This window comes from Bradyrhizobium sp. F1.4.3 (assembly GCF_040548375.1).
Lineage (GTDB): Bacteria > Pseudomonadota > Alphaproteobacteria > Rhizobiales > Xanthobacteraceae > Bradyrhizobium.
The window spans coordinates 52,667-74,413 of sequence record NZ_JBEPRN010000003.1 but is presented as its reverse complement, the minus strand read 5'-3'; the positions used below and the strand labels follow the sequence as shown (position 1 = coordinate 74,413).

At 64.2% G+C, this 21,747-nt stretch carries 17 protein-coding genes and 2 pseudogenes; 10 read left to right on the top strand and 9 right to left on the bottom strand.

From position 1 onward, the window contains the following. Positions 1–64: 64 nt before the first annotated feature. The 3 genes from mtgA to ABIB73_RS12365 all read left to right on the top strand — a co-directional run bounded on the left by mtgA (position 65) and on the right by ABIB73_RS12365 (position 1,883). Positions 65–745: a monofunctional biosynthetic peptidoglycan transglycosylase gene (gene mtgA / locus ABIB73_RS12375; protein ID WP_354224402.1), complete on the top strand. Its 681-nt coding sequence runs from the start codon at positions 65–67 to the stop codon at positions 743–745. Positions 746–901: 156 nt separating this feature from the next. After that, on the top strand, positions 902–1,084 hold the full coding sequence (gene rpmF, locus ABIB73_RS12370) for a 50S ribosomal protein L32 (protein WP_007598106.1): 183 nt from the start codon (positions 902–904) through the stop codon (positions 1,082–1,084). Between the two features lie 154 nt (positions 1,085–1,238). Next, the gene (locus ABIB73_RS12365; protein ID WP_354224400.1) at positions 1,239–1,883 is read left to right on the top strand and encodes a hypothetical protein; all 645 of its coding nucleotides are present in this window, start codon (positions 1,239–1,241) and stop codon (positions 1,881–1,883) included. A 6-nt stretch (positions 1,884–1,889) separates the two neighbouring features. On the opposite strand, the gene ABIB73_RS12360 is transcribed toward ABIB73_RS12365, so the two are convergent. Next, entirely contained in the window at positions 1,890–2,153 is a 264-nt protein-coding gene (locus ABIB73_RS12360; RefSeq protein ID WP_354224399.1) for a hypothetical protein, read from the bottom strand. 219 nt (positions 2,154–2,372) lie between these two features. On the opposite strand from ABIB73_RS12360, the gene ABIB73_RS12355 reads away from it, so the two are divergent. After that, entirely contained in the window at positions 2,373–4,067 is a 1,695-nt protein-coding gene (locus ABIB73_RS12355) for an EAL domain-containing protein (RefSeq protein ID WP_354224398.1), read from the top strand. A 22-nt stretch (positions 4,068–4,089) separates the two neighbouring features. Here ABIB73_RS12355 and ABIB73_RS12350 read toward each other — a convergent pair. Beyond that, positions 4,090–4,206: pseudogene (locus ABIB73_RS12350) on the bottom strand (antibiotic biosynthesis monooxygenase); the annotation flags it as partial. Here ABIB73_RS12350 and ABIB73_RS12345 point away from each other — a divergent pair. Next, positions 4,206–4,481 (top strand): annotated as a pseudogene (locus tag ABIB73_RS12345) (MarR family winged helix-turn-helix transcriptional regulator); the annotation flags it as partial. The pseudogenes ABIB73_RS12350 and ABIB73_RS12345 overlap by 1 nt on opposite strands. Here the strand turns inward: ABIB73_RS12345 and ABIB73_RS12340 are convergent. The 4 genes from ABIB73_RS12340 to ABIB73_RS12325 all read right to left on the bottom strand — a co-directional run bounded on the left by ABIB73_RS12340 (position 4,482) and on the right by ABIB73_RS12325 (position 10,898). Continuing rightward, positions 4,482–7,349, bottom strand: coding sequence for a PAS-domain containing protein (locus tag ABIB73_RS12340; protein WP_354224396.1), 2,868 nt, complete (start codon positions 7,347–7,349; stop codon positions 4,482–4,484). Positions 7,350–7,703: 354 nt separating this feature from the next. Then, positions 7,704–8,579: a GNAT family N-acetyltransferase gene (locus tag ABIB73_RS12335; protein WP_354224394.1), complete on the bottom strand. Its 876-nt coding sequence runs from the start codon at positions 8,577–8,579 to the stop codon at positions 7,704–7,706. A gap of 36 nt (positions 8,580–8,615) precedes the next feature. Continuing rightward, positions 8,616–9,596, bottom strand: a complete 981-nt coding sequence (locus tag ABIB73_RS12330; protein WP_354224392.1) for an amino acid--[acyl-carrier-protein] ligase — start codon at positions 9,594–9,596, stop codon at positions 8,616–8,618. An 84-nt stretch (positions 9,597–9,680) separates the two neighbouring features. Beyond that, on the bottom strand, positions 9,681–10,898 hold the full coding sequence (locus tag ABIB73_RS12325; RefSeq protein ID WP_354224390.1) for an acyl-CoA dehydrogenase family protein: 1,218 nt from the start codon (positions 10,896–10,898) through the stop codon (positions 9,681–9,683). 357 nt (positions 10,899–11,255) lie between these two features. Between ABIB73_RS12325 and ABIB73_RS12320 the strand changes: the two genes are divergently transcribed. From ABIB73_RS12320 to mtnA, 3 genes are all read left to right on the top strand, one after another. Then, on the top strand, positions 11,256–11,528 hold the full coding sequence (locus ABIB73_RS12320) for a phosphopantetheine-binding protein (RefSeq protein WP_354224388.1): 273 nt from the start codon (positions 11,256–11,258) through the stop codon (positions 11,526–11,528). Positions 11,529–11,803: 275 nt separating this feature from the next. After that, a complete protein-coding gene (locus ABIB73_RS12315; RefSeq protein WP_354224386.1) occupies positions 11,804–12,679 on the top strand; it encodes an S-methyl-5'-thioadenosine phosphorylase in 876 nt (291 codons plus the stop codon). A 17-nt stretch (positions 12,680–12,696) separates the two neighbouring features. Further along, entirely contained in the window at positions 12,697–13,803 is a 1,107-nt protein-coding gene (mtnA, locus tag ABIB73_RS12310) for an S-methyl-5-thioribose-1-phosphate isomerase (RefSeq protein ID WP_354224384.1), read from the top strand. A gap of 122 nt (positions 13,804–13,925) precedes the next feature. On the opposite strand, the gene ABIB73_RS12305 is transcribed toward mtnA, so the two are convergent. Further along, entirely contained in the window at positions 13,926–14,561 is a 636-nt protein-coding gene (locus tag ABIB73_RS12305; RefSeq protein ID WP_354224382.1) for an HAD-IA family hydrolase, read from the bottom strand. Positions 14,562–14,671: 110 nt separating this feature from the next. On the opposite strand from ABIB73_RS12305, the gene ABIB73_RS12300 reads away from it, so the two are divergent. Both ABIB73_RS12300 and ABIB73_RS12295 read left to right on the top strand, forming a co-directional pair. Beyond that, on the top strand, positions 14,672–15,430 hold the full coding sequence (locus tag ABIB73_RS12300; protein WP_354224381.1) for a S1 family peptidase: 759 nt from the start codon (positions 14,672–14,674) through the stop codon (positions 15,428–15,430). A gap of 121 nt (positions 15,431–15,551) precedes the next feature. Further along, positions 15,552–17,054, top strand: coding sequence for a flavin-containing monooxygenase (locus ABIB73_RS12295; RefSeq protein ID WP_354224379.1), 1,503 nt, complete (start codon positions 15,552–15,554; stop codon positions 17,052–17,054). A 335-nt stretch (positions 17,055–17,389) separates the two neighbouring features. Here the strand turns inward: ABIB73_RS12295 and ABIB73_RS12290 are convergent, their stop codons facing one another. Both ABIB73_RS12290 and ABIB73_RS12285 read right to left on the bottom strand, forming a co-directional pair. Then, positions 17,390–18,319, bottom strand: coding sequence for a response regulator (locus tag ABIB73_RS12290; protein ID WP_354224377.1), 930 nt, complete (start codon positions 18,317–18,319; stop codon positions 17,390–17,392). Beyond that, the gene (locus ABIB73_RS12285) at positions 18,303–21,674 is read right to left on the bottom strand and encodes a hybrid sensor histidine kinase/response regulator (protein ID WP_354224375.1); all 3,372 of its coding nucleotides are present in this window, start codon (positions 21,672–21,674) and stop codon (positions 18,303–18,305) included. Before ABIB73_RS12285 ends, ABIB73_RS12290 begins: the two co-directional genes overlap by 17 nt. Between the last annotated feature and the right edge of the window lie 73 nt (positions 21,675–21,747).

Here is a 21,747-nt window from a genome sequence, read left to right as displayed (position 1 = left end):
GAATTATCACAGACTTAATGACCGGGCCCGTGGCCGCGTTTCATTTTGCGCCGGAAAGGTCGATTTGCGCATCGTCAAAATCCTGCTGGTGATGCTGGCGGTCGCAGCTCTGGCGCCGTATGTGATCGCGCCGTTCTACCGCACCGGTCACCCCGTTTCGACGCTGATGGCCTGGCGAAGCTTGCGCGGTGCGCCGATGCAGCGGGAATGGATCGATCTCGCGGCCATGTCGCCCTATTTGCCGCGATCGGTGGTGGCGGCCGAGGACGCCCATTTCTGCAAGCATCACGGCATCGACTGGGGCGCGCTGCGCGAGGCGATCGACGACGCCAAGGAGGACGGCGCGCCGTTCCGCGGCGCCTCCACCATCACCCAGCAGGTCGCCAAAAACCTGTTCCTCTGGCAGGGGCGGGACTTCATCCGCAAGGCGCTGGAATTCCCGCTGGCGCTGTGGATCGATTTCGTGCTGCCCAAGCAGCGGATTCTTGAGATTTACCTCAACATCGCCGAACTCGGCCCCCAGGGCCAGTTTGGCGGGGAGGCCGGCAGCACCTATGCCTTTGGCAAATCGGCCGCGAACCTCTCCCCTCGGGAGGCCGCGCTCCTGGCCTCGATCTTGCCGAATCCGGTCAAACGGAGCGCCAGGGCTCCCGGGCCGGGTGTCCGGCGGCTGGCCGGGACCTATGTGGCAAGGGCGCAGGCCAGCTCTTTATTGACCTGCTGGCGGGAAAATCGCGGATTTTGAGCCCTTTCCGATCGTTTTTTCCGGTCCCGAACCCTAGCTTTGCGGCCAGCCTTCCTCTATAAGCGCGGCCTTGATCGGCATTCCGCTCGCCCCGTTTGGGTGCTGAGCCGTCCCGTGACGATGCCCGGACAACACCAATTCCTAGAGGATATTGAAATGGCCGTTCCGAGAAGAAAAACCTCGCCGTCGCGCCGCGGCATGCGCCGCTCGGCAGACGCCATCAAGAAGCCGACCTATGTCGAGGACAAGGACTCCGGCGAACTCCGCCGTCCGCACCATCTCGACCTCAAGACCGGCATGTACAAGGGCCGTCAGGTCCTGAAGAAGAAAGAGTCCTGAGGCAGGACTCTTTCTTCGGGCAGCACGGCGTGACTTCGACGTGATCTGCCTGATTTCGGCCAATCCATGAGATATGACGGTGACGGCGGCGGAGCGAGTGCTTCGCCGTCGCATTGTCCTGCCCGGACATCTTGATCGAGAAGGCACTTTGCCGATGGTCGGTTTCCCGCTGCTTCTGATTCCGCTCGCGGTCTACAACATCATCGCCTTCCTGATGCCCAGCGTGTCCTTCTCGGACGTGCTGTTCAAGGTGCCGATGATCACCGGCGAGACCTGGCCGGTGACGCTTGCCGACCTGCTGATCGCACTCGGTGTGGTGCTGTTGCTGCTCGAAGTGGTCAAGGGCGCGCGGCCCGGCGCGAAATTCCTGATGGATCATTTGCTGTCGTTGATCCTGTTCGGTGCGGCCGCCGCCGAATTCGTGATGTGGCCCAAATTCGGCAACTCGACCTATTTCCTGCTGGTGCTGCTCGCGATGGCCGATTTCCTCGGCGGTATCGCCCAGCGCACCCGCCGCCGCATTGCCTATGTCGCAGCCGAGACCGTAGCAGTGCCGCGCAAGGCGAAGCGACAGGTCGAAGCGCCGGCACAAGCGACGATGTTCGAGCCGAAGCTCAATCCCGCGCCCGCGCCGCAGCCTGAGCCACCCGCGCCCACAGCTCAATCGGTTGCCGAATCCGTGCTGATGGATCACCCCGCGCCGAAGCCTGTGCAGGGTATCGCGCCGTCGCCGGAAATTCCCTCGCCGCACTTGCAGCCGGGCAACGGCACGCCGTCTTCACCCGAAGAGCCGCGCTGATCGGCGTTACGCGACCTGCCGGGTGCGTGAGGTGACGCTGGGAAGCGGCCGTTTGCCGCCATAGGCCACCTGCGCGTCTTCGGAAGAACCGCGGCGCAGCCGGCTTGCCTGCGGCAGGTGCTCGGCGTTGGCGATCAGCTGGGTGACAAAGCTCGGATCTGGCCGCGGCAGGGGGATCACTTTGTGGACCCATTCCAGCGTCGGGGCCAGCAGCACCACTGCGGTGCTCGTCTCCCGCTCCGCCTCTTCCGATCGATCGGTCCTCGCCATCGTAACACCGTCAGTCAAGTCAACTGTAGCGTTTCGGGACGAAACGCGCTGTACCTGATGATGGTCTCGCAAGGCTTATGCCGGCCGGGCCAAATTTGTTCCGGGTCGCTTCGGCGCATGGTTTCCAAATTGTTTATGAACTTTGCCTAGGGTCGGGGACGAATCTGGCCGTATTCTGTGCCGGCTCAGGACTCCACGCTGTCCCGAAACGAGGCGATTTTGACCCCCGCATTGCCGCAAGCCTCCGAAATCCTGGCCGCCCTCGGCCAGGCCGTCTTCGTCTGGGATATTGCCAGCGACACCATCGTCTGGGGCGAGCAGGCCGGCGCGATCTTCCCCGGCATCCCCGCTGACCGGCTTGCGACCGGTGCCGAGTTCGCCAAGCTGATCGAGCCCGCGCAGTCGCTGCGGACCGCTGCGCTGGCGCAGACCTCCGCCGTGCACGGCGCCGACGGCACGCCCTACCGGGTCGAATATGGCGTCCGCATGAGCGCCTCCGACCCCGTGGTCTGGGTCGAGGAGACCGGCCGCTGGTTTGCCGGCGCCGACGGACGCCCGGTGCGTGCGATCGGCTCCATCCGCATCAACAATGAGCGCCATGCCCGCGACGAGGAGCTGACTAGGCTCGCCCGGCTCGATCCCCTGACCGGCGAGCTCAACCGCTCCCATCTGATCGCGGCGCTCGCCGAGGCGATCGAGGAGACGACCCGCTTCCGCTCGACCGCGGCGTTCATGCTGGTCGGCATCGACCACCTCGCCCGCGTCAACGACGCCTTCGGCTTCGACGTTGCAGATGCCGTGATCCTCGACGTCGCCAAGCGCATCCGCACGCGGCTGCGCGGCGGCGATGTGCTCGGACGCTTCTCCGGCAACAAGTTCGGCCTGATCCTGAAGAACTGCACCGTCGACGACATGAACGTCGCCGCCGAGCGCTTCCTCGCCGGCATTCGCGATGAGGTGGTGCCGACCAAATCCGGCCCGGTCTCGGTCACCGTCTCGATCGGCGCCGTCAGCCTGCCGCGCTATGCCCGCAACACTGACGAGGCGGTCAATCGCGCGCATGAGACGCTCGATGTAGCCAAACGCCGGCGCGCCGGCTCGTTCGCCGCATGGCGCCCCGATGCCGCCCGCGACGCGCAGCGCCGCGTCAACATTCGCGTCACCGACGAGATCGTCACCGCGCTGAACGAGCGCCGCATCAAGCTCGCCTATGAGCCGGTGGTGTCGGCTGCCTCGCGCGAGGGCGCGTTCCACGAATGCCTGGTGCGGATGGACCAGGGCGGCGGCCAGGTGCTGCTCGCGCCCGACATCGTGCCGGTGGCCGAACGGCTCGGCCTCATCCGCCTGGTCGATCATCGCGTGCTCGAGCTCGTGGTGGCCGAGCTCGCGGCCGCGCCCGACATCCGCCTCAGCCTCAACATCTCGCCGGACACGACGATGGATCCGGACTGGTGGGCCGGAATCGAATCGCTGATGCGCGCCCATCCCGGTGTCGCCGAGCGATTGATCGTGGAGATCACCGAAACTGTCGCGATCCAGGACATCGACGATGTCCGCGGTTTCGTCACGCGGCTGAAGAATTTCGGCAGCCGCATCGCCATCGACGATTTCGGCGCGGGCTACACCTCGTTCCGAAACCTGCGCAAGCTCGGCGTGGATATCGTCAAGATCGACGGCGCCTTCGTGCAGAACATCACCCGCTCGGCCGACGACCGCGCTTTCGTACAGACCCTGATCGACCTCGCCCGCCGTCTCGACATCAAGACGGTCGCCGAATGGGTCCAGGATGAGGAAGCGGCCGGCATGCTGCGCGACTGGGGCTGCGACTACATCCAGGGCCGCCTGATCGGGCTTGCGTCCGTCGACCGCCCGTGGAGCGCGCCGCCGGACAGCGCACTGCCCGCCGCGGGGTAAGGGCCTCTACGATCTGCGGCTGCGCCACGCAGATATTCGGCACCGCGACCTTCTGAAACAGATGCGGGCTCGCGACGGCGGACGCGGGATAGACCGCAATCTTCGCGCGGAATTCAGGATGCGTGAAGGCCGCGCGGGGCGCGCAATCTCGGTGCCAATCGCCAGAACGTGCAGCGGATCGTCAACGACCTCGAGCGGGATGGCCTCGTCGTGTTCGAGACCAACCCGCACCACCGCCGGGCGCAGCTTGTGGTGCTCACCGACAAGGGCAGGCAGGTCTACGATGCTGCCGGCCGCTTGCAGGTCCCGTGGGTCAATGGCCTGTCGGATGGATTGTCGGTCAAGGAGATCGAGATCGCCCACCGCGTGATTGGCGCCCTGCGCGATAAGCTCGAAGGAACCGGCGAGGGCTGATCACGCCACGCGCCGAACCGCGTTCAGCCGCTCGATAACCCGCTCCACCTCCGCCGCAGGGCAGGGTCTGCCGAAATAATAGCCCTGGACCGCGGTGCAGCCGCACTCGCGCACGAAGTCGAGCTGCTCCACCGTCTCGACGCCCTCCGCCGTGGTCTCGACGCCGAGCACCGAGCCGAGGCTGGCGATGGTTCGGACGATGGCGACGCTCTCGGGGCTTTCGCCGAGCGTGCCGACGAAGGAGCGGTCGATCTTGATGCGGTCGAACGGAAACTTGCGCAAATAGCTCAGCGAGGAATAGCCGACGCCGAAATCGTCGAGGCTCACGTGTACGCCGAGCGAACGGAGCTGATGCAGGATCTCGATCGTCGCCTCGCTGTCGTCGAGCAGTGCGGTCTCGGTGACCTCAAGCTCGAGCCGCTGCGGCGGCAGGCCGGCTTCGGCGAGCGCACTCGTGACCATCGCCACCAGCCCGCGGGACTGGAACTGCACCGGCGACAGATTGACCGCGATCGTAAGCTCCGGCCAGGACGCTGCCGTTGCGCAAGCCGAACGCAGCACCCATTCGCCGATCGGAACGATCAGGCCGGTCTCCTCGGCGATCGGAATGAACTCGGCCGGCGAGACCAGGCCGCGCGAGGGATGTTTCCAGCGCAGAAGCGCTTCGAAACCGGTGAGCTCGGATGTGTCGAGTTGGACCTGCGGCTGGAACACCAGATGGAATTCCCGATTCTCCAGCGCGCCGCGCAGATCGTGCTCCAGCGCGTGCCGGCTGCGCGCCTGCTCCTCCATCTCGGGCTCGAACAGCTGATAGGCGCCGCGTCCCCTGGCTTTGGCCTGGTAGAGCGCGAGGTCGGCGCATTTCATCAGTTCGTCCGCATCGAGCCCGTGATCGGGCGCGACCGCGATGCCGATGGAGACGCCGATGTGGATCGACTGGCTTTCCAGCGGCGGTGGCCGGCCGATGATCTCGACCAGGCGGCGCGCGAGCCGCTCCGCCGATTGGGGTTGCGGACCGCGCTGGAGTACGGCGAACTCGTCACCGCCGAGACGGGCGACGGTGTCGTGCTCGCCGACATTCTCCTTCAGCCGTGCCGCGACCCAGCGCAGCAGCCGGTCGCCGGCGGCGTGGCCGAGCCGGTCGTTGACGGTCTTGAAATTGTCGAGGTCGAAGCACAGCACGGCCATGGCGCCGCCGGCAATCGCGACCTGGTTCAGTCCCTCGCTCATCTTCTCGCGGAACAGCGTGCGATTGGGCAGGTCGGTGAGCGAATCGTGCTGCGCCATGTGCGCGACGCGGGCCTGGGCCTTGTGGCGCTCGGTGACGTCCTCATAGGTGACGACCCAGCCGCCATGCTCCATCCGCTTGTGATTGAGCTTGATGATGCGGCCGTCGCTCAAATGGCGGTGCAGGGTGTGCTCGCCCTCGCGCAGCCGTTCGACATAGTCGGCATAGAGCCTGGCCGCCGTCGTGTTCGGATGGATGCCGAGATCGCAGCTATGCTCCATGATCTCGCGCATCGAGACGCCGGGCTTCACGATATCGGGCGACAGGCCGTACATTTCGATATAGCGGCGGTTGCAGACGATCACGTGCAGGCTCGAATCGAGCATGCACAGGCCCTGGCTCATGTTGTTCAGCGCAGCGTCGAAGCGGCGATACTGCTCGCTCAGCTCCTCGACCGCGCGCTCGCGCTCGGTGATGTCCTCGTAAGTGGCGACGAAGCCGTCCTCCAGCAGCGCGCAGTAGCGGACCGAGATCACGGTGTTGTTCGACATGCTCCGCCGCATCGGAGAGGAGTCGCGGCGAGCGATCTGGGCGCGGGCGGCTTCGAGGATCTGTTGCGGGCTGTATTCTGACGCGAAAGCGCCGTTGGCCATCGACCGCTCGATCAGTTCGGCGAGATGCGTGCCGGGCCTGGTCTCCTCCGGCGACAGCAGGTAGATCTTGCGGTAGGTGCTGTTGCAGACACGCAAGCGCATGTCGCTGTCGTAGAAGGCGAGGCCGTGCGCCATGTTTTCGAGCGCGGCGTCCAGCATGAAATTCTGCTGCTTCAGCGTCTCCTCATATTGCAGCCGCTCGGTGACGTCCTCATGCACCGTCACCCAGCCGCCGTCGGGCATGAACCGGGACACGGCCTGTATCTTCCGTCCGTCAAAACGTGTGACGAGAACGGTTTTCGGACTCCTGGTGCGGACGTCGTTCATCCGGACGTCGCGGAACTCGTCCCCCGACATGTCGGCTCGGTTGCCGCGCGAAAGCCAGTGGTCGATCGCCGCGCTGTGCGTGACGCCCGGCTTCACGATTTCGGGGTCGAGGTCGTAGAGATCCAGGAAACGTTCGTTGCAGACGACGACGCGGCTGTCTGCGTCATACATGATGAGACCGTGGGACATGTTGGCGAGCGCGTGCTGGCTGCGCTCGGTCTGGAGGCGTAGCTCCGCCTCGAGCCGGGCGAGGCGGCTGACATCGTCGCAGACCGTCATCCAGCCGCCGTCGGGAAGCGGCTTCAGCTCGAGCGACATCACGAGGCCGCTCGCGAGCGTCTGTTCGGTGCGGAACGGCTGGCCAGCTGCGATCCGCGCCATGCGCGCGGCGTAGAGCGCGTCGACCTCTCCTGCCGGGATGTTGCCTAGCGCTACGCTGTGGGCGAGCACGTCGCGGTAGCTCGTGCCGACCCGCACGATGTCGGCCGACATGTTGAACAGCGTGAGGTAGCGCTGATTGACCAGTACGATCCGGTTACCGGCATCGTAGACGCAGACGCCCTGCTCCATGTGGTCGAGCGCAAGCTGGCTCAGCGCGACCAGGGCTTGCGGACCCTGCTCGCGGCGTGCACCAAGCTCGTTGTCGTCGGTCGACGTCATGGGATCGGCAGGTCTCGGCGCGCAATACACTAAACGCAACGTAATTCGGATGCCGAGGGTAGCGAAGAGGCGGGAAAATTCCCTTAAGCGCCGTAGTTTACGGAGGGTGACCGGCGATGCGGAGAGGCGTGTATCGAGGATGTCCGCAAGTCAGGGTTGGCAGAGAGCGCGCGACAAGTCTCGGCGTCGTCCCGGCGAAGGCCGGGACCCATAACCACAGGGAGAAGTTTGGCGAAGGCTCGTGGTCATTAAGTTCTGCCGCGGTACAAATGCCTGCGCTTACCGATAGATCACGCGGTATGGGTCCCGGCCTTCGCCGGGACGACGGCAAATGCGCGACGCGCACGTCCCGCCCTACGGCCCGTACAGCACGAGCTCCGTATCCGTGAGATCGGCCAGCCGCGGGCGGTGCGGGCCCTTGAAATATTTGCGGCCGCGGCGCTCGGTATAAATACCGACAAGGCCGGGGATTGGCTCGTTGGAATCGACGATCACCGAGATCTTGCCGAGCCGCAGCAGCAGCCGGCCGATGCGGCCGGCGCAGGCGGCGTACTCGGCGGCGCTGCGGCAGTAGATCAGCTGCATCGCCGGTGGTGCGATGAAACCGCGGCGAATGCGGACCGGTTGCAGGATGAAGGGGAAGGTGCCCTTCGGCGTGCGGCAGACCAGGCTCAGGCAGTTGTAGCGTGCATGGCGCGTCAGGAGCTCGGTCTCGGCTTCGGAGAGGCCCTCGATCCGCTTCGTATGCTGCGAGATGACCTCGATCTTGCTCCAGCGTGGCGCGCGCGACAGCGCCGGCACCGAGAAGAACAGGCCGCGGCAATAAGCGCGAAAACCCTGCGTCTCGATGATCGGCCAGGTCCACACTGCCGGGCTGATGTTGAGATAGGTCACATCCTTGTGCCGCTGCGCGATCTTGGTCAGCAGCGGGGCGTAGTTGCGGTAGGCCGGCTCGACATACCAGCTCGACAGGTTGCAGTGGACGGCGGTCTCTTCACCATCTTTCCGCGTCGTGTAGATCAGCAGCAGCACGCCGACCGGCGTGCCGCCATCATCGAGCATGTAGCCGAAGCGCGGATAGCCTTCCGGCACCGGTCGGAAGGCCTGCCGGCGCAGGCCCTGGATCCAGTAATTGCGCGAGCGGCCGACGAAGCCGCGCGTCAGCAAGTCCGCGATGGCTTCGACATCGGACTCGGTAATCTCGCGGCATCGGACCTTGGTGTGGATCACGCTCGTCTTACCCGTGGAAATGGTCGGCCTCTTAGCTTAGCGCCAGCCTTGGCCATGGGCATCGGCAGGAGCTAGCGGCTGCATGCCCAGAAGCTCCCGCACCTTGGCGGGCCAGGCGGCGAGGTCAGTGCCATGGGTGTGGAACATGGCGACAGCGAGCCGGTCCATGCCGAAGGCGACGCAGCCGGTGTGCGCCGGTTCGCCATTGGCGTCCTGGATGCCCCAGGTCGTGCCGAAATGCTCGCGGTGATAGTTGAAGCTCATGCAGGCGGTCGGCTGCTCTTCCGAGCGCAGCGGGATCAGGAGCTCAAACTTGAGCTGCTGCTGCTTCTGGCTCACCGCCTTCATCTGGCCGACACGGCCAAAGAAGGGATCGCTGGCGTAGTCGACGCGGAAGGTCAGGCCGAGATCGGTCGCGATCGCCTGCGCGCGCATCATCCAGCGCTCGCGGAAATCGGCGACGTCGTCGGGAGTGCCGATGCAGACATATTCGCGCATCCGGAACGATTGCAGCCGGTCCAGATGCTTTGAAGGCTCGCGGCGGAAGCAGTCGGCGGCGACGTCGAAGCGCAGGCCGCCCTTCGGCAACTGCCCACGGCTCGCGGCGATCGGATAGACGGGGTAGCAGGCGGCTGGCGACAGCACGAGATCGGCCGGCGACAGCGAGGTGGTCCAGTCGCCGCCGGCATCGAAGCGGCTCACCGCGGCGTTGATCTCGCGTTCGGTGCCGTGCAGGCCGCAGACGCAGCCGAGCAGGTTTGGAAAGCTCTTGAGGTAGCCGGATTTTTCCAGCTGGGCACGACTCATCACCGGCGGGAAACGCATCACCTCGGTGCCGGCTTCGCGGTGGCGCGTGATCAGCGCGGCGAGCCGCTCGACGATTCCTTCATAGAGCGCGGTGCGGGCGTAGACGCCGTCCGAGCCCATCGGATGGAACAGCGCGTCGGTGAGGTGATCGAGCGGATCGGCGGCCTGCGGCGCGGTGTCGGGCGAGTTGGGAAGAACAGCAATGTTCATTGTTCGACTTCCTGCTATCTGAAAACTATTCTTCTTGGTTGAAGGCACGTCAGTCGCGAAAGGCTTGTAAGTCCCCAAGACTTGTCAGTCCCGAAGGCTTGCCGGAATGCTGCTCATCAACGTCGCGGTCGCCGCGTTGGCGAGAATGCGGTCATTGTTGATCATGATTGGCGACGACAGCACGTCGCGCAGGTGACGCCCCATGGTGAACTCGCCGTCATTGCGGTAGCCCGAGAGACCGGTCGTGCGCATCGCATGCATTACGGTCTCGACCGCGAGCTCGGAGGCCTGCACCTTCAACAGCGTAATCGAGGACTGGAAGTCGAGCGAGCCGAGCGCACGCTCATCATGCTCGGCGCGGGCAAACACATCGAGATTGGCCGATATCAGCGCGCGCAGCTTTGCCAGCGACATCTTTGCAGCAGTGAAATGCGCGGCCGCCGGCGGCATCTGCCCGCCGGAGGCACGGGCTGCCTTGCGGATGAAGGCCTGCGCGCGCGTGACGGCAGCAGCGGCGATGCCGGCCCAGGCCGAGGACCAGCACAGATGCGCGAATGGCGTCATGGTCTGGGCGTGGATCTTGTCGTAGGATTCCGGGAAGACGCGATCGGCCGGGCAATCGACCTTCAGCTCGAAACCGGTCGAGCAGGTGCCGCGCATGCCGAGCGTCTCCCAGCCCAGCGTCCGCTTCAGCGAATAATCGTCCTTGGCGAGCGCCAGCAGCACCTGGTCGGAGGCGGCGGCATCGGTCGCGCGGCGCGCGATGGTGACGAGGCCGTCAGCCTCGGCGCCGTAGGAGATCACGGTCGCGTCGCGAATGAGCGAGACGGTGTCGCCGGCGTTGTCGACGGCGGCCGCGCTGGCGCGGATGTTGCCGCCATTCTGTCCTTCGGTGGTGGAGGAGGCGAGCAGCCACTGGTCGCGGGCGACCCGGCGCATCATGGTTTCCATCCAGGGAATGCCGTGGCCGTGGCGGATCACGCAGGCGACCTTGGTCGAATGCATCGCGTAGACCATCGCCGCGGAAGCGCAGGCGCGTCCGAGCGTGTAACAGACGTCGGTGACATCGTAGATCGAGGCGCCAAAGCCGCCGAACTCGACCGGGATCATGACGCCGAGCAGCTTTTGCTCGCGCGCAGCGTCAAAAGCCTTGTGGGGGAAGCGGGCATCGCGGTCGACGCCCTCGGCGTCGGCTGCGGCCACGGTGGCGGTGCGGGCTGCGCGCTCGATCAAGGAGGGGCCCTGTTCGAGGAGGCTCATCTGCGCTTCGTCGACAGTGAGGACTGCTTCACGCACGTTCATGCTCGTCCGCCTCCGGTTCGCCGTTCCAGATCTGCCCAGGCATCGGCTTTGATGCTGTTTACGATCATCCGACCCTATTTACGTTTGAAGGGAGGCTAGGGATTTGACTCAAATTAGTCGATTAAATTCAGGGTAAACGCCTGCCAATTCCAAATGGACAGTTAAGGAGCGGTTGTTCCGACTCGCAGATTTTGATAGTCCTATTAGCGATTTGGAAGAGCCGCTGATTTTAATCAACGTGAGTCATCGTTTGCTAAGGCGGAAGAGGCTATGGTGGCGCCAATTGCAGCAATGGCAAGGCTTACAGCCTGTTCAAAAGGCTTACAGCCTGTTCAAGAACAACACGGGAAGCATCAAATGCAGGCCTTCGACACCGACGTCCGCAATCGCATCATCAAGCTGGTGAAGGGCATCCTCGAACAGAATGCGCTGTCCGCTGATGTCGCGCCAAAGACCAAGCTCGTCGACGTCGGCCTGACCTCGATGGACATGGTCAATCTGATGCTCGGCGTCGAGGCCGAGTTCGACTTCACCATTCCGCAGTCCGAGATCACGCCGGAGAATTTCCAATCCGTCGAGACGCTGGAGCGGATGGTGATGACCCAGCTGCAGCCGGCGACCGCGGCGTAATCAAAGGCACCACTCTCTCCCCGTGTCGTCCCGGCGAAGGCCGGGACCCATAATCCCAGGGAGCAGTTTGGCGAAGATCAGCGGTTCGGTACTACGACCATCCGCGATCGATAGATTCCGCAGTATGGGTCCCGGCCTTCGCCGGGACGACACCGCGTGTGCGGCAAAAACTGTGCTCCTCACAGCGCCGCCATCCCCTCCCACCCCCGTTTCAAAACCGCCGCAAAACTGGCATAGCTTAACCATGTCGCATGTGGCGAACGGGTGGAGCAGGCATGACGCAGGCGGTATTGGGCATCATCGGCGGCTCCGGCATCTACGATCTGCCGGGTCTCGAGGGCGCGCGCGAAGAAGTGATCAAGAGCCCCTGGGGCGAGCCGTCGGCGCCCCTGCGGCGTGGCAGCATTGCGGGCCTGCCGATCGTGTTCCTGCCGCGCCATGACAAGGGCCACAGGTTGTCACCGTCCGACATCAACTACCGCGCCAATGTCGACGTTTTGAAACGCGCCGGCGTCACCGACCTGATCTCGCTCTCGGCCTGCGGTTCCTTCAAGGAGGAGATGCCGCCGGGGACTTTCGTCCTCGTCGATCAGTTCGTCGACCGTACCCACAAGCGCGAGAGCTCGTTCTTCGGCAGGGGGTGCGTCGCGCATGTGTCGATGGCTCATCCGGTGTCGCCGCGGCTGCGCATCCATCTTGCGGCAGCGGCTGAAGCCGAGGGTATCGCGATTGCGCGCGGCGGTACCTATGTCTGCATGGAAGGGCCGCAATTCTCCACCTATGCGGAGAGCATGACCTACAAGACGCTTGGTTACTCCGTGATCGGCATGACCAACATGCCCGAAGCCAAGCTCGCTCGCGAGGCGGAGATCTGCTACGCCACCGTCGCGATGGTGACGGATTTCGACTGCTGGCATTCCGATCACGATGTCGTCACCGTCCAGGACATCATCCGCGTGCTGACGTCAAACGCCGACAAGGCGAAAGCGCTGGTGGCGCGGCTGGCCAAGGATTTTCCGCGGGAGCATGAGCCGTGCCCGATCGGTTCGGACCGCGCGCTCGACACCGCGCTGATCACGGCGCCCGAGGCGCGCGATCCGGAGCTCTTGAAGAAGCTCGACGCTGTGGCGGGTCGTATCCTGCGCGCCTGAGACGAGAGGCAAACGCGATGAAGGTCGACGGCAAGCATTTTCGCAGCATCTGGCGCGAGCGCGACGGCTGGTCGGTCGGCGCGATCGACCAGCGCAGGCTGCCGCATGAGTTCGTCATCGCAAGGCTGACCTCGTGCGACGACGCGGCCACCGCGATCCGCGACATGCTGGTGCGCGGTGCGCCGCTGATCGGTGCGACTGCGGCGTACGGCATGGCGCTCGCCATGCGTGAGGATGCTTCCGATGCCGGGCTCAAGCGCGCCTATGAGACGCTTATCGTGGCGCGGCCGACCGCGATCAATCTGAAATGGGCGCTGGACGAGATGCAGGCGTCGCTCGCGCCGATCGATCCGGTGGAACGGGCCGAAGCCGCCTACGCGCGCGCCGACGAGATCGTCGAGCAGGACGTCGAGATCAACCGTGGCATCGCCGGCAACGGCCTGGCGCTGATCGAGGCGATCGTAGCAAAGAAGAAGCCGGGCGAGGTCGTCAACGTGCTGACCCATTGCAACGCCGGCTGGCTCGCCACCGTCGACTGGGGCACCGCAACGGCCCCGATCTATCTCGCGCATGAGCGCGGCATCAAGATCCATGTCTGGGTCGACGAGACGCGGCCGCGCAACCAGGGTGCATCGCTCACGGCGTGGGAGCTCGGCCATCACGGCGTGCCGCACACCGTGATCCCCGACAATACCGGCGGGCATTTGATGCAGCACGGCATGGTCGATCTCGCCATCGTCGGCACCGACCGCGTCGCGGCCAATGGTGACGTCTGCAACAAGATCGGCACCTATTTGAAAGCGCTCGCCGCGCACGACAACAACGTGCCGTTCTACGTCGCGCTGCCATCGCCGACGATCGACTTCGCGGTCAATGACGGCATCAGGGACATTCCGATCGAGCAGCGCAGCGGCGTGGAGGTTACCGACATGACTGGCCGCACCGCCGATGGCCGGCTGGAAACCGTCCGCATCGTGCCCGAGGGGTCGCCCGTCGCGAACTACGCGTTCGACGTGACCCCGGCGCGTCTCGTCACCGGCCTCATTACCGAGCGCGGCGTGCTGAAGCCAGACCGTGCTGCGCTCGCCGCCGCCTTCCCCGAGCGGATCGCCGCTGCAAAGTAGGGCGTTTGGCGAAGGACGTCGCCCCAATCTCGTCATTGCGAGCGCAGCGATGCAATCCAGAGTCTTTCCGCAGAGACAGCCTGGATTGCTTCGCTACGCTCGCAATGACGGAGAATGATGCGTTAGGCCAGCTTCAGCCCCGTCGCCGCCTCGAGCTCGGCGATCGCTTGCGCGCCGCTAGCGACCTTGATCGTGGTCATGCCCATCTCGCGCGCGGGCTTTAAATTGACGCCGAGATCGTCGAGATAGACGCAACCCTTCGGATCGACCTTCAGCGTCTCGACCATCATGCGGTAGATGCGCGGGTCGGGCTTGCGCAGGCCGATCTTGGCGGATTCGATGACATGGTCGAAAAGCACCATCACCTCGGCGATGTAGAGTGAGCGTCCGGTCATGCTGCCGATCGCGTTGGCGGGCAGATTGTTGGTGATGCAGCCGGTCTTGAATTGCGCCTTGATGCGCTTCAAGGCCTCGACCATCTCGGGACGCAGATCGCCCTGAAGCAGCGGCAGCACGTCGCGTCCGCGCACCTCTGCGCCGAGCGCGAGCGACTCCGCGGCGAACAATTTGTCGAACGTATCGATGTCGACTTCGGCGCGCTCGAACTTCGCCCAGGCGTTTTCAAGGTGATTGGCAGCGTTCGTTCGCCGGATGATGTCGATGGGCAGGCCGCGCTCGGTCTCGAATCGAGTAAAAGCCTCGAACGGTGAGCTCGTCAGCACGCCGCCAAAATCAAAGATCACAGCTTCGATCGCCACTATCCTGCCCTCGTCAATTCCTTTCCAAGAGGGCTAGCATGCGCTATCGGCAAGGGCCAGTCCGAAGCAATTCTCCGTCCTCACCGATGCTGACGCCAAAGTGTGTTCCCATGAAAAAGCTTGCAACTGTCATCGCAGCGGCGCTGCTGCTTGCCACGCCCGCTTATGCCATCGTCGGCGGCGGTACACCACAAGCCGATGGTGTCGCGCGCGCTGTCGTCACCATCGTCGGCTCGCGCGGCAATTTCTGCACCGGCAGCCTGATTGCCCCGAAGATCGTGTTAACGGTCGCGCACTGCGTGCAGCCCGGCGCCGACTACAAGATCGTCGATCGTGGTGCCGATGGTCAGCCGCAATTGCTGAGCGTCCGCGCTGTGGCGATCCATCCCAACTTCAACATGCAGGCCATGCAGGCGCATCGCGCCACGGCGGACGTGGCGCTGTTGCAACTCGATATTCCACTCAAGGGAAAATCGACCGTGCCGGTCGGCGCGCCGAATATTCCAATTCAGGTCGGCAGTCGCTTCACCATCGCCGGCATTGGCGTGACCGTGCGTGGTGATGGCAAGAGCGGGGGCGCCACGCGCGTTGCCGCGCTCGTCGCCACGGGCCAGCCCGGCATGCTTCAAATTCGCCTCGTCGATCCCGTAACCAACGGTGTTCGCGACGGAATCGGGGCCTGCACGGGCGATTCCGGCGGTCCGGTATTCGAGGACCGGCCGAACGGCGCCGTGCTCGTCGGCGTCATCAGCTGGTCGACCGGACCGAACGGCGCTGCCGGCTGCGGCGGATTGACTGGGGTCACGCCGCTCACGCTCTATCGCGACTGGATCTTGCAGACTGCGCGGAGCTGGGGTGCGGCGCTGTGATTTGACCGCGACTTGATCTATGTCATTTTGAAGTGGAGCGCGATGGGCAACCATGCCCGTCGCGGAGGAAACGCGCCGTCCGATCAAGGGCGGCCTGAAAAAGACAAGGCAAGAAGCAACAATGAATGTCGCTGTTCGCAGTCACGCCACGACCAAGCAGGTTTCAGAGCATTTCGACGTGCTGATCGTCGGCGCCGGCATCTCCGGCATCGGCAGCGCTTATCACATCACAAAACAGCTTCCAGGTGCGAGCTTCGTCATCCTGGAAACGCAGGCGAGCTTCGGCGGCACCTGGACCACGCATCGCTATCCCGGCATTCGTTCGGACAGCGACCTCCATACCTTCGGCTATAGTTTCAAGCCCTGGGTCGGACCGCCCATCGCGACCGCCGAGGAAATCCTGGCCTACATGAACGAGGTGATCGACGACAACGATATCGCTGGGCATATCCGCTACAAGCACAAGATCAATTCCGCGAGCTGGTCGAGCGAGAACAATCTCTGGACCATCGAGGCGGTGACGACGGATACCGGCGAGGCAAAAACCTTCACCGCCAATTTCCTCTGGATGTGCCAGGGCTATTATCGCCATTCGGAAGGCTACACGCCGGAATGGAAAGGCATGGACCGCTTCAAGGGCCGCATCGTCCATCCGCAGACCTGGCCGGATGACATCGACCTCGCGGGCAAGAAGGTCGTCGTGATCGGTTCGGGGGCAACCGCAGCGACGCTGGTGCCGAACATTGCGGACACATGCGCGCATGTCACGATGCTGCAGCGTTCGCCGACCTATTTCCGCCTCGGCCGCAACGCTATCGAGATCGCCGAGGAGCTGCGCCGGCTTCAGGTCGACGAGGCCTGGATCCACGAGATCGTCCGCCGAAAAATCCTGTTCGAGCAGGATGCGTTTACGAAGCTTTGCCTGAGCAAGCCCGAGCAGGTGAGGAAGGAGCTGATCGGCCAGATCAGCGCGGTGCTCGGTCCGGACTACGACGTCGACACGCATTTCACGCCGACCTACCGGCCGTGGCGGCAGCGCATCGCCTTCGTGCCGGATGCCGATCTGTTCAAGGGCATTGCCAGCGGCAAGGCCTCCGTCGTCACCGACGAGATCGAAAGCTTCGTCGAAAACGGCATTCAGCTCAAGTCCGGCAAGCTGCTCGAAGCCGACGTCATCGTCACCGCGACCGGCTTCAATCTCGCCGCGCTCGGCGACATCGCCTTCGAGATCGACGGCAAGCCGCTCGCCTTCGGCGACACCGTCACCTACCGTGGCATGATGTTCACGGGCGTGCCAAACATGGTCTGGGTGTTCGGCTATTTCCGCGCGAGTTGGACGCTGCGCGTCGATCTCGTCGCCGATTTCGTCTGCCGCCTGCTCGGGCATATGAAGGCGAAGGGTGCCAACAAGGTCGAGGTTGGCTTGCGCCCTGAAGATCACAACATGCCGATCCTGCCCTGGATCGATCCGGAAAACTTCAACCCCGGCTACATGATGCGTAACATGGACGTCCTGCCCAGGCGCGGCGACAAGCCGGAATGGCAGCACAGCCAGGACTACTGGACCGAGAAGGACGAGATCCCGAAGACGGATCTGGATGATAAAGCGTTCGTGTATGGGTGAGGGGGGTAAGCGTCGCCACAAACTCTGGTGTCGTCCCGGCGAAGGCCGGGACCCATATCCCCAGGGAGTAGACGTGGCGCGAGCTGCCAACTCCAAGTCTTCGCCAAATCGCCTCCTGTGGTTATGGGTCCCGGCCTTCGCCGGGACGACCCCGTTTGTTGGGGTGACGGCGTTGCAGCTTACTTGCTGTCGCCCTGGCGAAAGCCAGGACCCATTACCCCAGGGGGTGGTTGCGGCGCGAGTAGTCACCACAAGTCTTCGCCAAACCACTTCCTGTGGTAATGGGTCCTGGATCCGCGCTCCGCTTCGCTGCGCTTGTCCAGGACGACGAGGAACTAGGAATTCCGCCTTGTCGCATTCGTGGCAATCGCCGCGGCCGCCGTCCGGTTCTCCACCCCAAGCTTGGCGTAGATCTGCTCCAGATGCTTGTCGACCGTGCGCGGGCTGAGGCCCAGGATCTGCGCGATGTCGCGGTTGGTCTTGCCTTTGCTGAGCCAGGCCAGCACCTCGCCTTCGCGGGTGGTGAGGCCGAGCTCGCTGGTGAATTCGGGCGGCAGCGCGGTGCCGGACTCCTTGGACAATCGCAGCAGAAACTCGTTTGCCGCGGTTTCGCCCATGTAATAGAGCCGGAGTTGCGGATTGTCGGGCAGGGAGACTGCCTGAGACTTCGAGCTGCCCTTGCCCTTGGCCTGCTCCAGCCATTGCAGCAGCGATTCCGGCAGGATGAAGTCATCATCAGTCTGGGCGCCGTGATGATCGGCGAGCAGCTTCTGCGCCTGCGGTGTCGCCCAGAGAACCTTGCCTTGGCGGTTGACCGCGAACAGGAAGCGTCCGGAGACGTCCAGTGCGGCGCGCGCGCTCTGGGTCAGCCTTGCGTTGCCGAGATGGACACGGATGCGCGCCAGCATCTCCTCGATCACGATCGGCTTGGTCACGTAGTCGACGCCGCCGGCTTCCAGCCCGCGTACGATATGCTCCGTCTCGGCCAGACCGGTCATGAAGATCACGGGGACATTGGCGAGGCCCGCGTCGCGCTTGAGCCGGCGGCACGTCTCGAACCCGTCCAGCCCGGGCATCACGGCATCGAGCAACACGATGTCAGGCGTGATCTGGTCGACGATGCGCATGGCGGCGGCGCCGTCGAGCGCCACCATCACGGTCATCCCTGCGCCGTCGAGCGCGTCGGTGAGCAGCCGCAGCGTCTCCGGAGAGTCGTCGACAACGAGCGCGACGTCGCGCTTTTTTGTCTCAATGCTCATAAGCATGCAGTGTTTTCAATGTGACCATGTATTGGTCAAGATCGAAGCGGTCGACCAGCGATCGCATCTGTGCGACGAAGTCGGCATGCTCGGGATGTTCGCTGCCGATCTCGTCGAGCTTCAACTGGATGCCCCTGACGTAGCCGATCTGACCGAGCCCGATCAGTGCCTCGATATGCCCGACCGGCGGCCGCGAGCCGCTCTCGGGCCGCCACAGCGGTACAGCGATCTCGTCGGAGCCGTATTGCCATTCGATCTTGAGCAACTGGCGAATGCTCTCCAGCAGCCGCGGGATGTCGATCGGCTTCATCAGGTAGCCGTCGTGGAAAGGTTGCGCCAGCGGCATCCCGTGAGCCTCCAGCGCGCTCGCCGACACCATCAGGATGCGTGCCTGGTGATGGCCGCTCGCGCGCAACGACTCCGCCACGGTCCAGCCGTCCATGCCCGGCATCGAGATGTCGAGCAGGAACAGATCGGGCCGACAATGCTGGGCCAGCGCGAGACAACCCGGCCCGTCGGCGGCGCTGAGCAGGATGAAGCCAAGCGGCGTCAGCACTTCGCGCAAGAGGTCACGATGGACGGGGTCGTCGTCGGTGATGAGGATGGTCTTGCGCGCGCCGTGATAGCCGGAGACCGGCGCCTCCACGGGCGCGGTGCGCCTGGGGTTGGTGACCTCCGACAGCAGCATCTTCACCTTGAACGTGCTGCCGCGGCCAACGGTGCTGGTGACCTTGATGTCGCCGCCCATCACGCCGGCGAGCAGCCGGCTGATCGTGAGCCCCAATCCCGTGCCGCTGTGCGGCTGCGAGACCCCGAGCGCGCCGCGCTCGAACGGCGCGAAGATGCGTTCGAGATCATCGGCCTGGATGCCCGGGCCGGTATCGATCACCTCGAACTCGGCGACCGGGCTGCGGTAATGCACCACGAACTGCACGCTGCCGGTCTGGGTGAACTTGATGGCGTTGGACAGCAGGTTGATCAGGACCTGACGCAGCCGCTTCTCGTCGGCGTAGACCACTGTCGGCAATGTTGCCGGCCGCCTGAAGACGAAGTCGATGCCTTTGGCGCCGGCCTGGAGGCGGAACATGCCGAGGAGCTGGTCCAGGAATTCGCTCAAGCGGACTTCGTCGCGGGAGAGATAAAGCCGTCCAGCTTCGATCTTGGAAATGTCCAGAATCCCGTCGATCAGGCCGGAGAGGTGGTCGGCGCTGCGGCGGACGACGCGGACCTGATCGCGTGGCTTGGTGTTCAGCGTCGTGTCCTGCTCCAGGAGCTGGGCATAGCCGCTGATCGCGTTCAGCGGCGAGCGCAGCTCGTGGCTCAGGCCGACGACATAGCGGCTCTTGGCGAGGTTGGCGGATTCGGCGACCTCCTTGGCGCGCTGGAGCTCGGCGTCGGTGCGCTTGTGCGCGTCAATCTCCTGGATCAGCAGCGTCGTCTGCCGCCGAGTCTCGGCTTCCGCGGCGCGACGGCTCTGCTGCGCCAGCACGAACAGCCAGGCCACCACGCCGATGATGATGCTGAGCGAGAAGAAAACCTTCCACAGCACGTTGGAGACGAGCACGTTCTCGCCATGGACGCTCGCCGAGGTCTGGAGATAGATCAGGCCGAGCACCAGTGCGACGAGCCCGGCGGAGACCACGAATACGCCGATGTAATGGCCGAGCTGCGAGTTGATCCGCTGATAGATCGGCTGCGGCAGGATCTTGCCGAGCGTCTCGGAGAATTGCGTCTGGATCCGCGCGTGCGGCTTGCAGAGATCGTGGCAGCGGGCGTCCAGCGAACAGCACAGGGAGCAGATCGGCCCGGCGTAAGCGGGGCAGGAGGCCATGTCCTCCGGTTCGAACGAGTGCTCACAGATGCAGCACTGGATCGCCTCGATGTTTTGCCAGCTCCGCTTCGGCTTGCGCGCGATGTAGTATTTGCCGTCGGTGGCCCAGGCAATCAGGGGGGCGGCGATGAAGGCAACCGCCAGCGCGATGAAGGCCGACAGCGCCTTCGCGGTAGGCCCGAACAGGCCGTAGAAGGCACTGATGGAGACAATGGTCGCGATGGTCATCGCGCCAACGCCGACCGGATTGATATCGTAGAGATGCGCGCGCTTGAATTCGATCTGCGGTGGCCGCAGGCCAAGCGGCTTGTTGATGACGAGATCAGCGACCAGCGCGCCGACCCAGGCAATCGCGACGTTGGAATAGAGCGCCAGCGTCTGCTCCAGAGCCTTGTAGACGCCGATCTCCATCAACAGCAGCGCCACGATCACGTTGAAGACCAGCCAGACCACGCGGCCGGGATGGCTGTGAGTCAGGCGCGAGAAGAAGTTCGACCAGGCGATCGAGCCGGCATAGGCGTTGGTGACGTTGATCTTGACCTGTGACAGGATCACGAAAGTGCCGGTCAGCGCCAGCGCGAGGTCAGGCTGCGACAGCACGTATCGAAATGCTTCGAGATACATATGCGCGGGCTCGGCAGCTTCTTCCGGCGGCACCCCGTGGCTGAGTGCGAAGAAGGCGAGGAACGAACCAGCCAGCAATTTCAGCGCGCCGAGCACGATCCAGCCGGGCCCTGCGCTCATCAGCGCGATCCACCAGGAGGCCTTCGAGGCGCGACGGTCGCGCGGCAGGAATCGCAGGAAGTCGACCTGCTCGCCGATCTGCGCCACCAGCGAAAACACGACCGAGGCCGCTACACCGAACAGCAACAGATCGAAATGTCCGTTGAGATCGCCGTGATCGCCCGAGAACTTGCGCCACTCCGTAAAGGAGTGCGGGTTGTGCCAGGCGATCGCCGCGAACGGCATGATGTGAAGCACGATCCAGAGTGGCTGCGTCCAGAGCTGAAAGCGGCTGATCAGCGTGATGCCGTAGGCCACCAGCGGGATGATGACGACGGCGCTGATGAGATAGCCTACGGGGCGCGGAATCCCGAAGCACATCTCGAGCGCGGACGCCAGGATCACGGCCTCGATCGCAAAGAAGATGAAGGTGAAGGAGGCATAGATCAGTGAGGTGATGGTCGAGCCGATGTAGCCGAACCCAGCGCCGCGGGTGAGCAGGTCAATATCGATGCCGCATTTGGCGGCATAATAGGCAATCGGCACGCCGCAGCAGAAGATGATGGTCGAGACGACGAGGATCGCGGCGGTGGCGTTGGTGACGCCGTAGTTCAGGGTGATGGTGCCGCCGATCGCCTCCATCGCCAGGAACGAGATTGCGCCCAGCGCCGTGTTGGCGACGCGAGCGGCGGACCAGCGGCGCGCGCTCTTGGCGGTGAAGCGCAGCGCGTAGTCTTCCAGCGTCTGGTTGGCGACCCATTGGTTGTACTGGCGCCTGACGCGGTCTATTCGCTGCCGCCCTGCCACTTAACCCCACTCCCGAACTCGCCAAAACCCTCGCAAATCCCGTACCAAAAGCCTACGTCGGTATTTTGCGGTG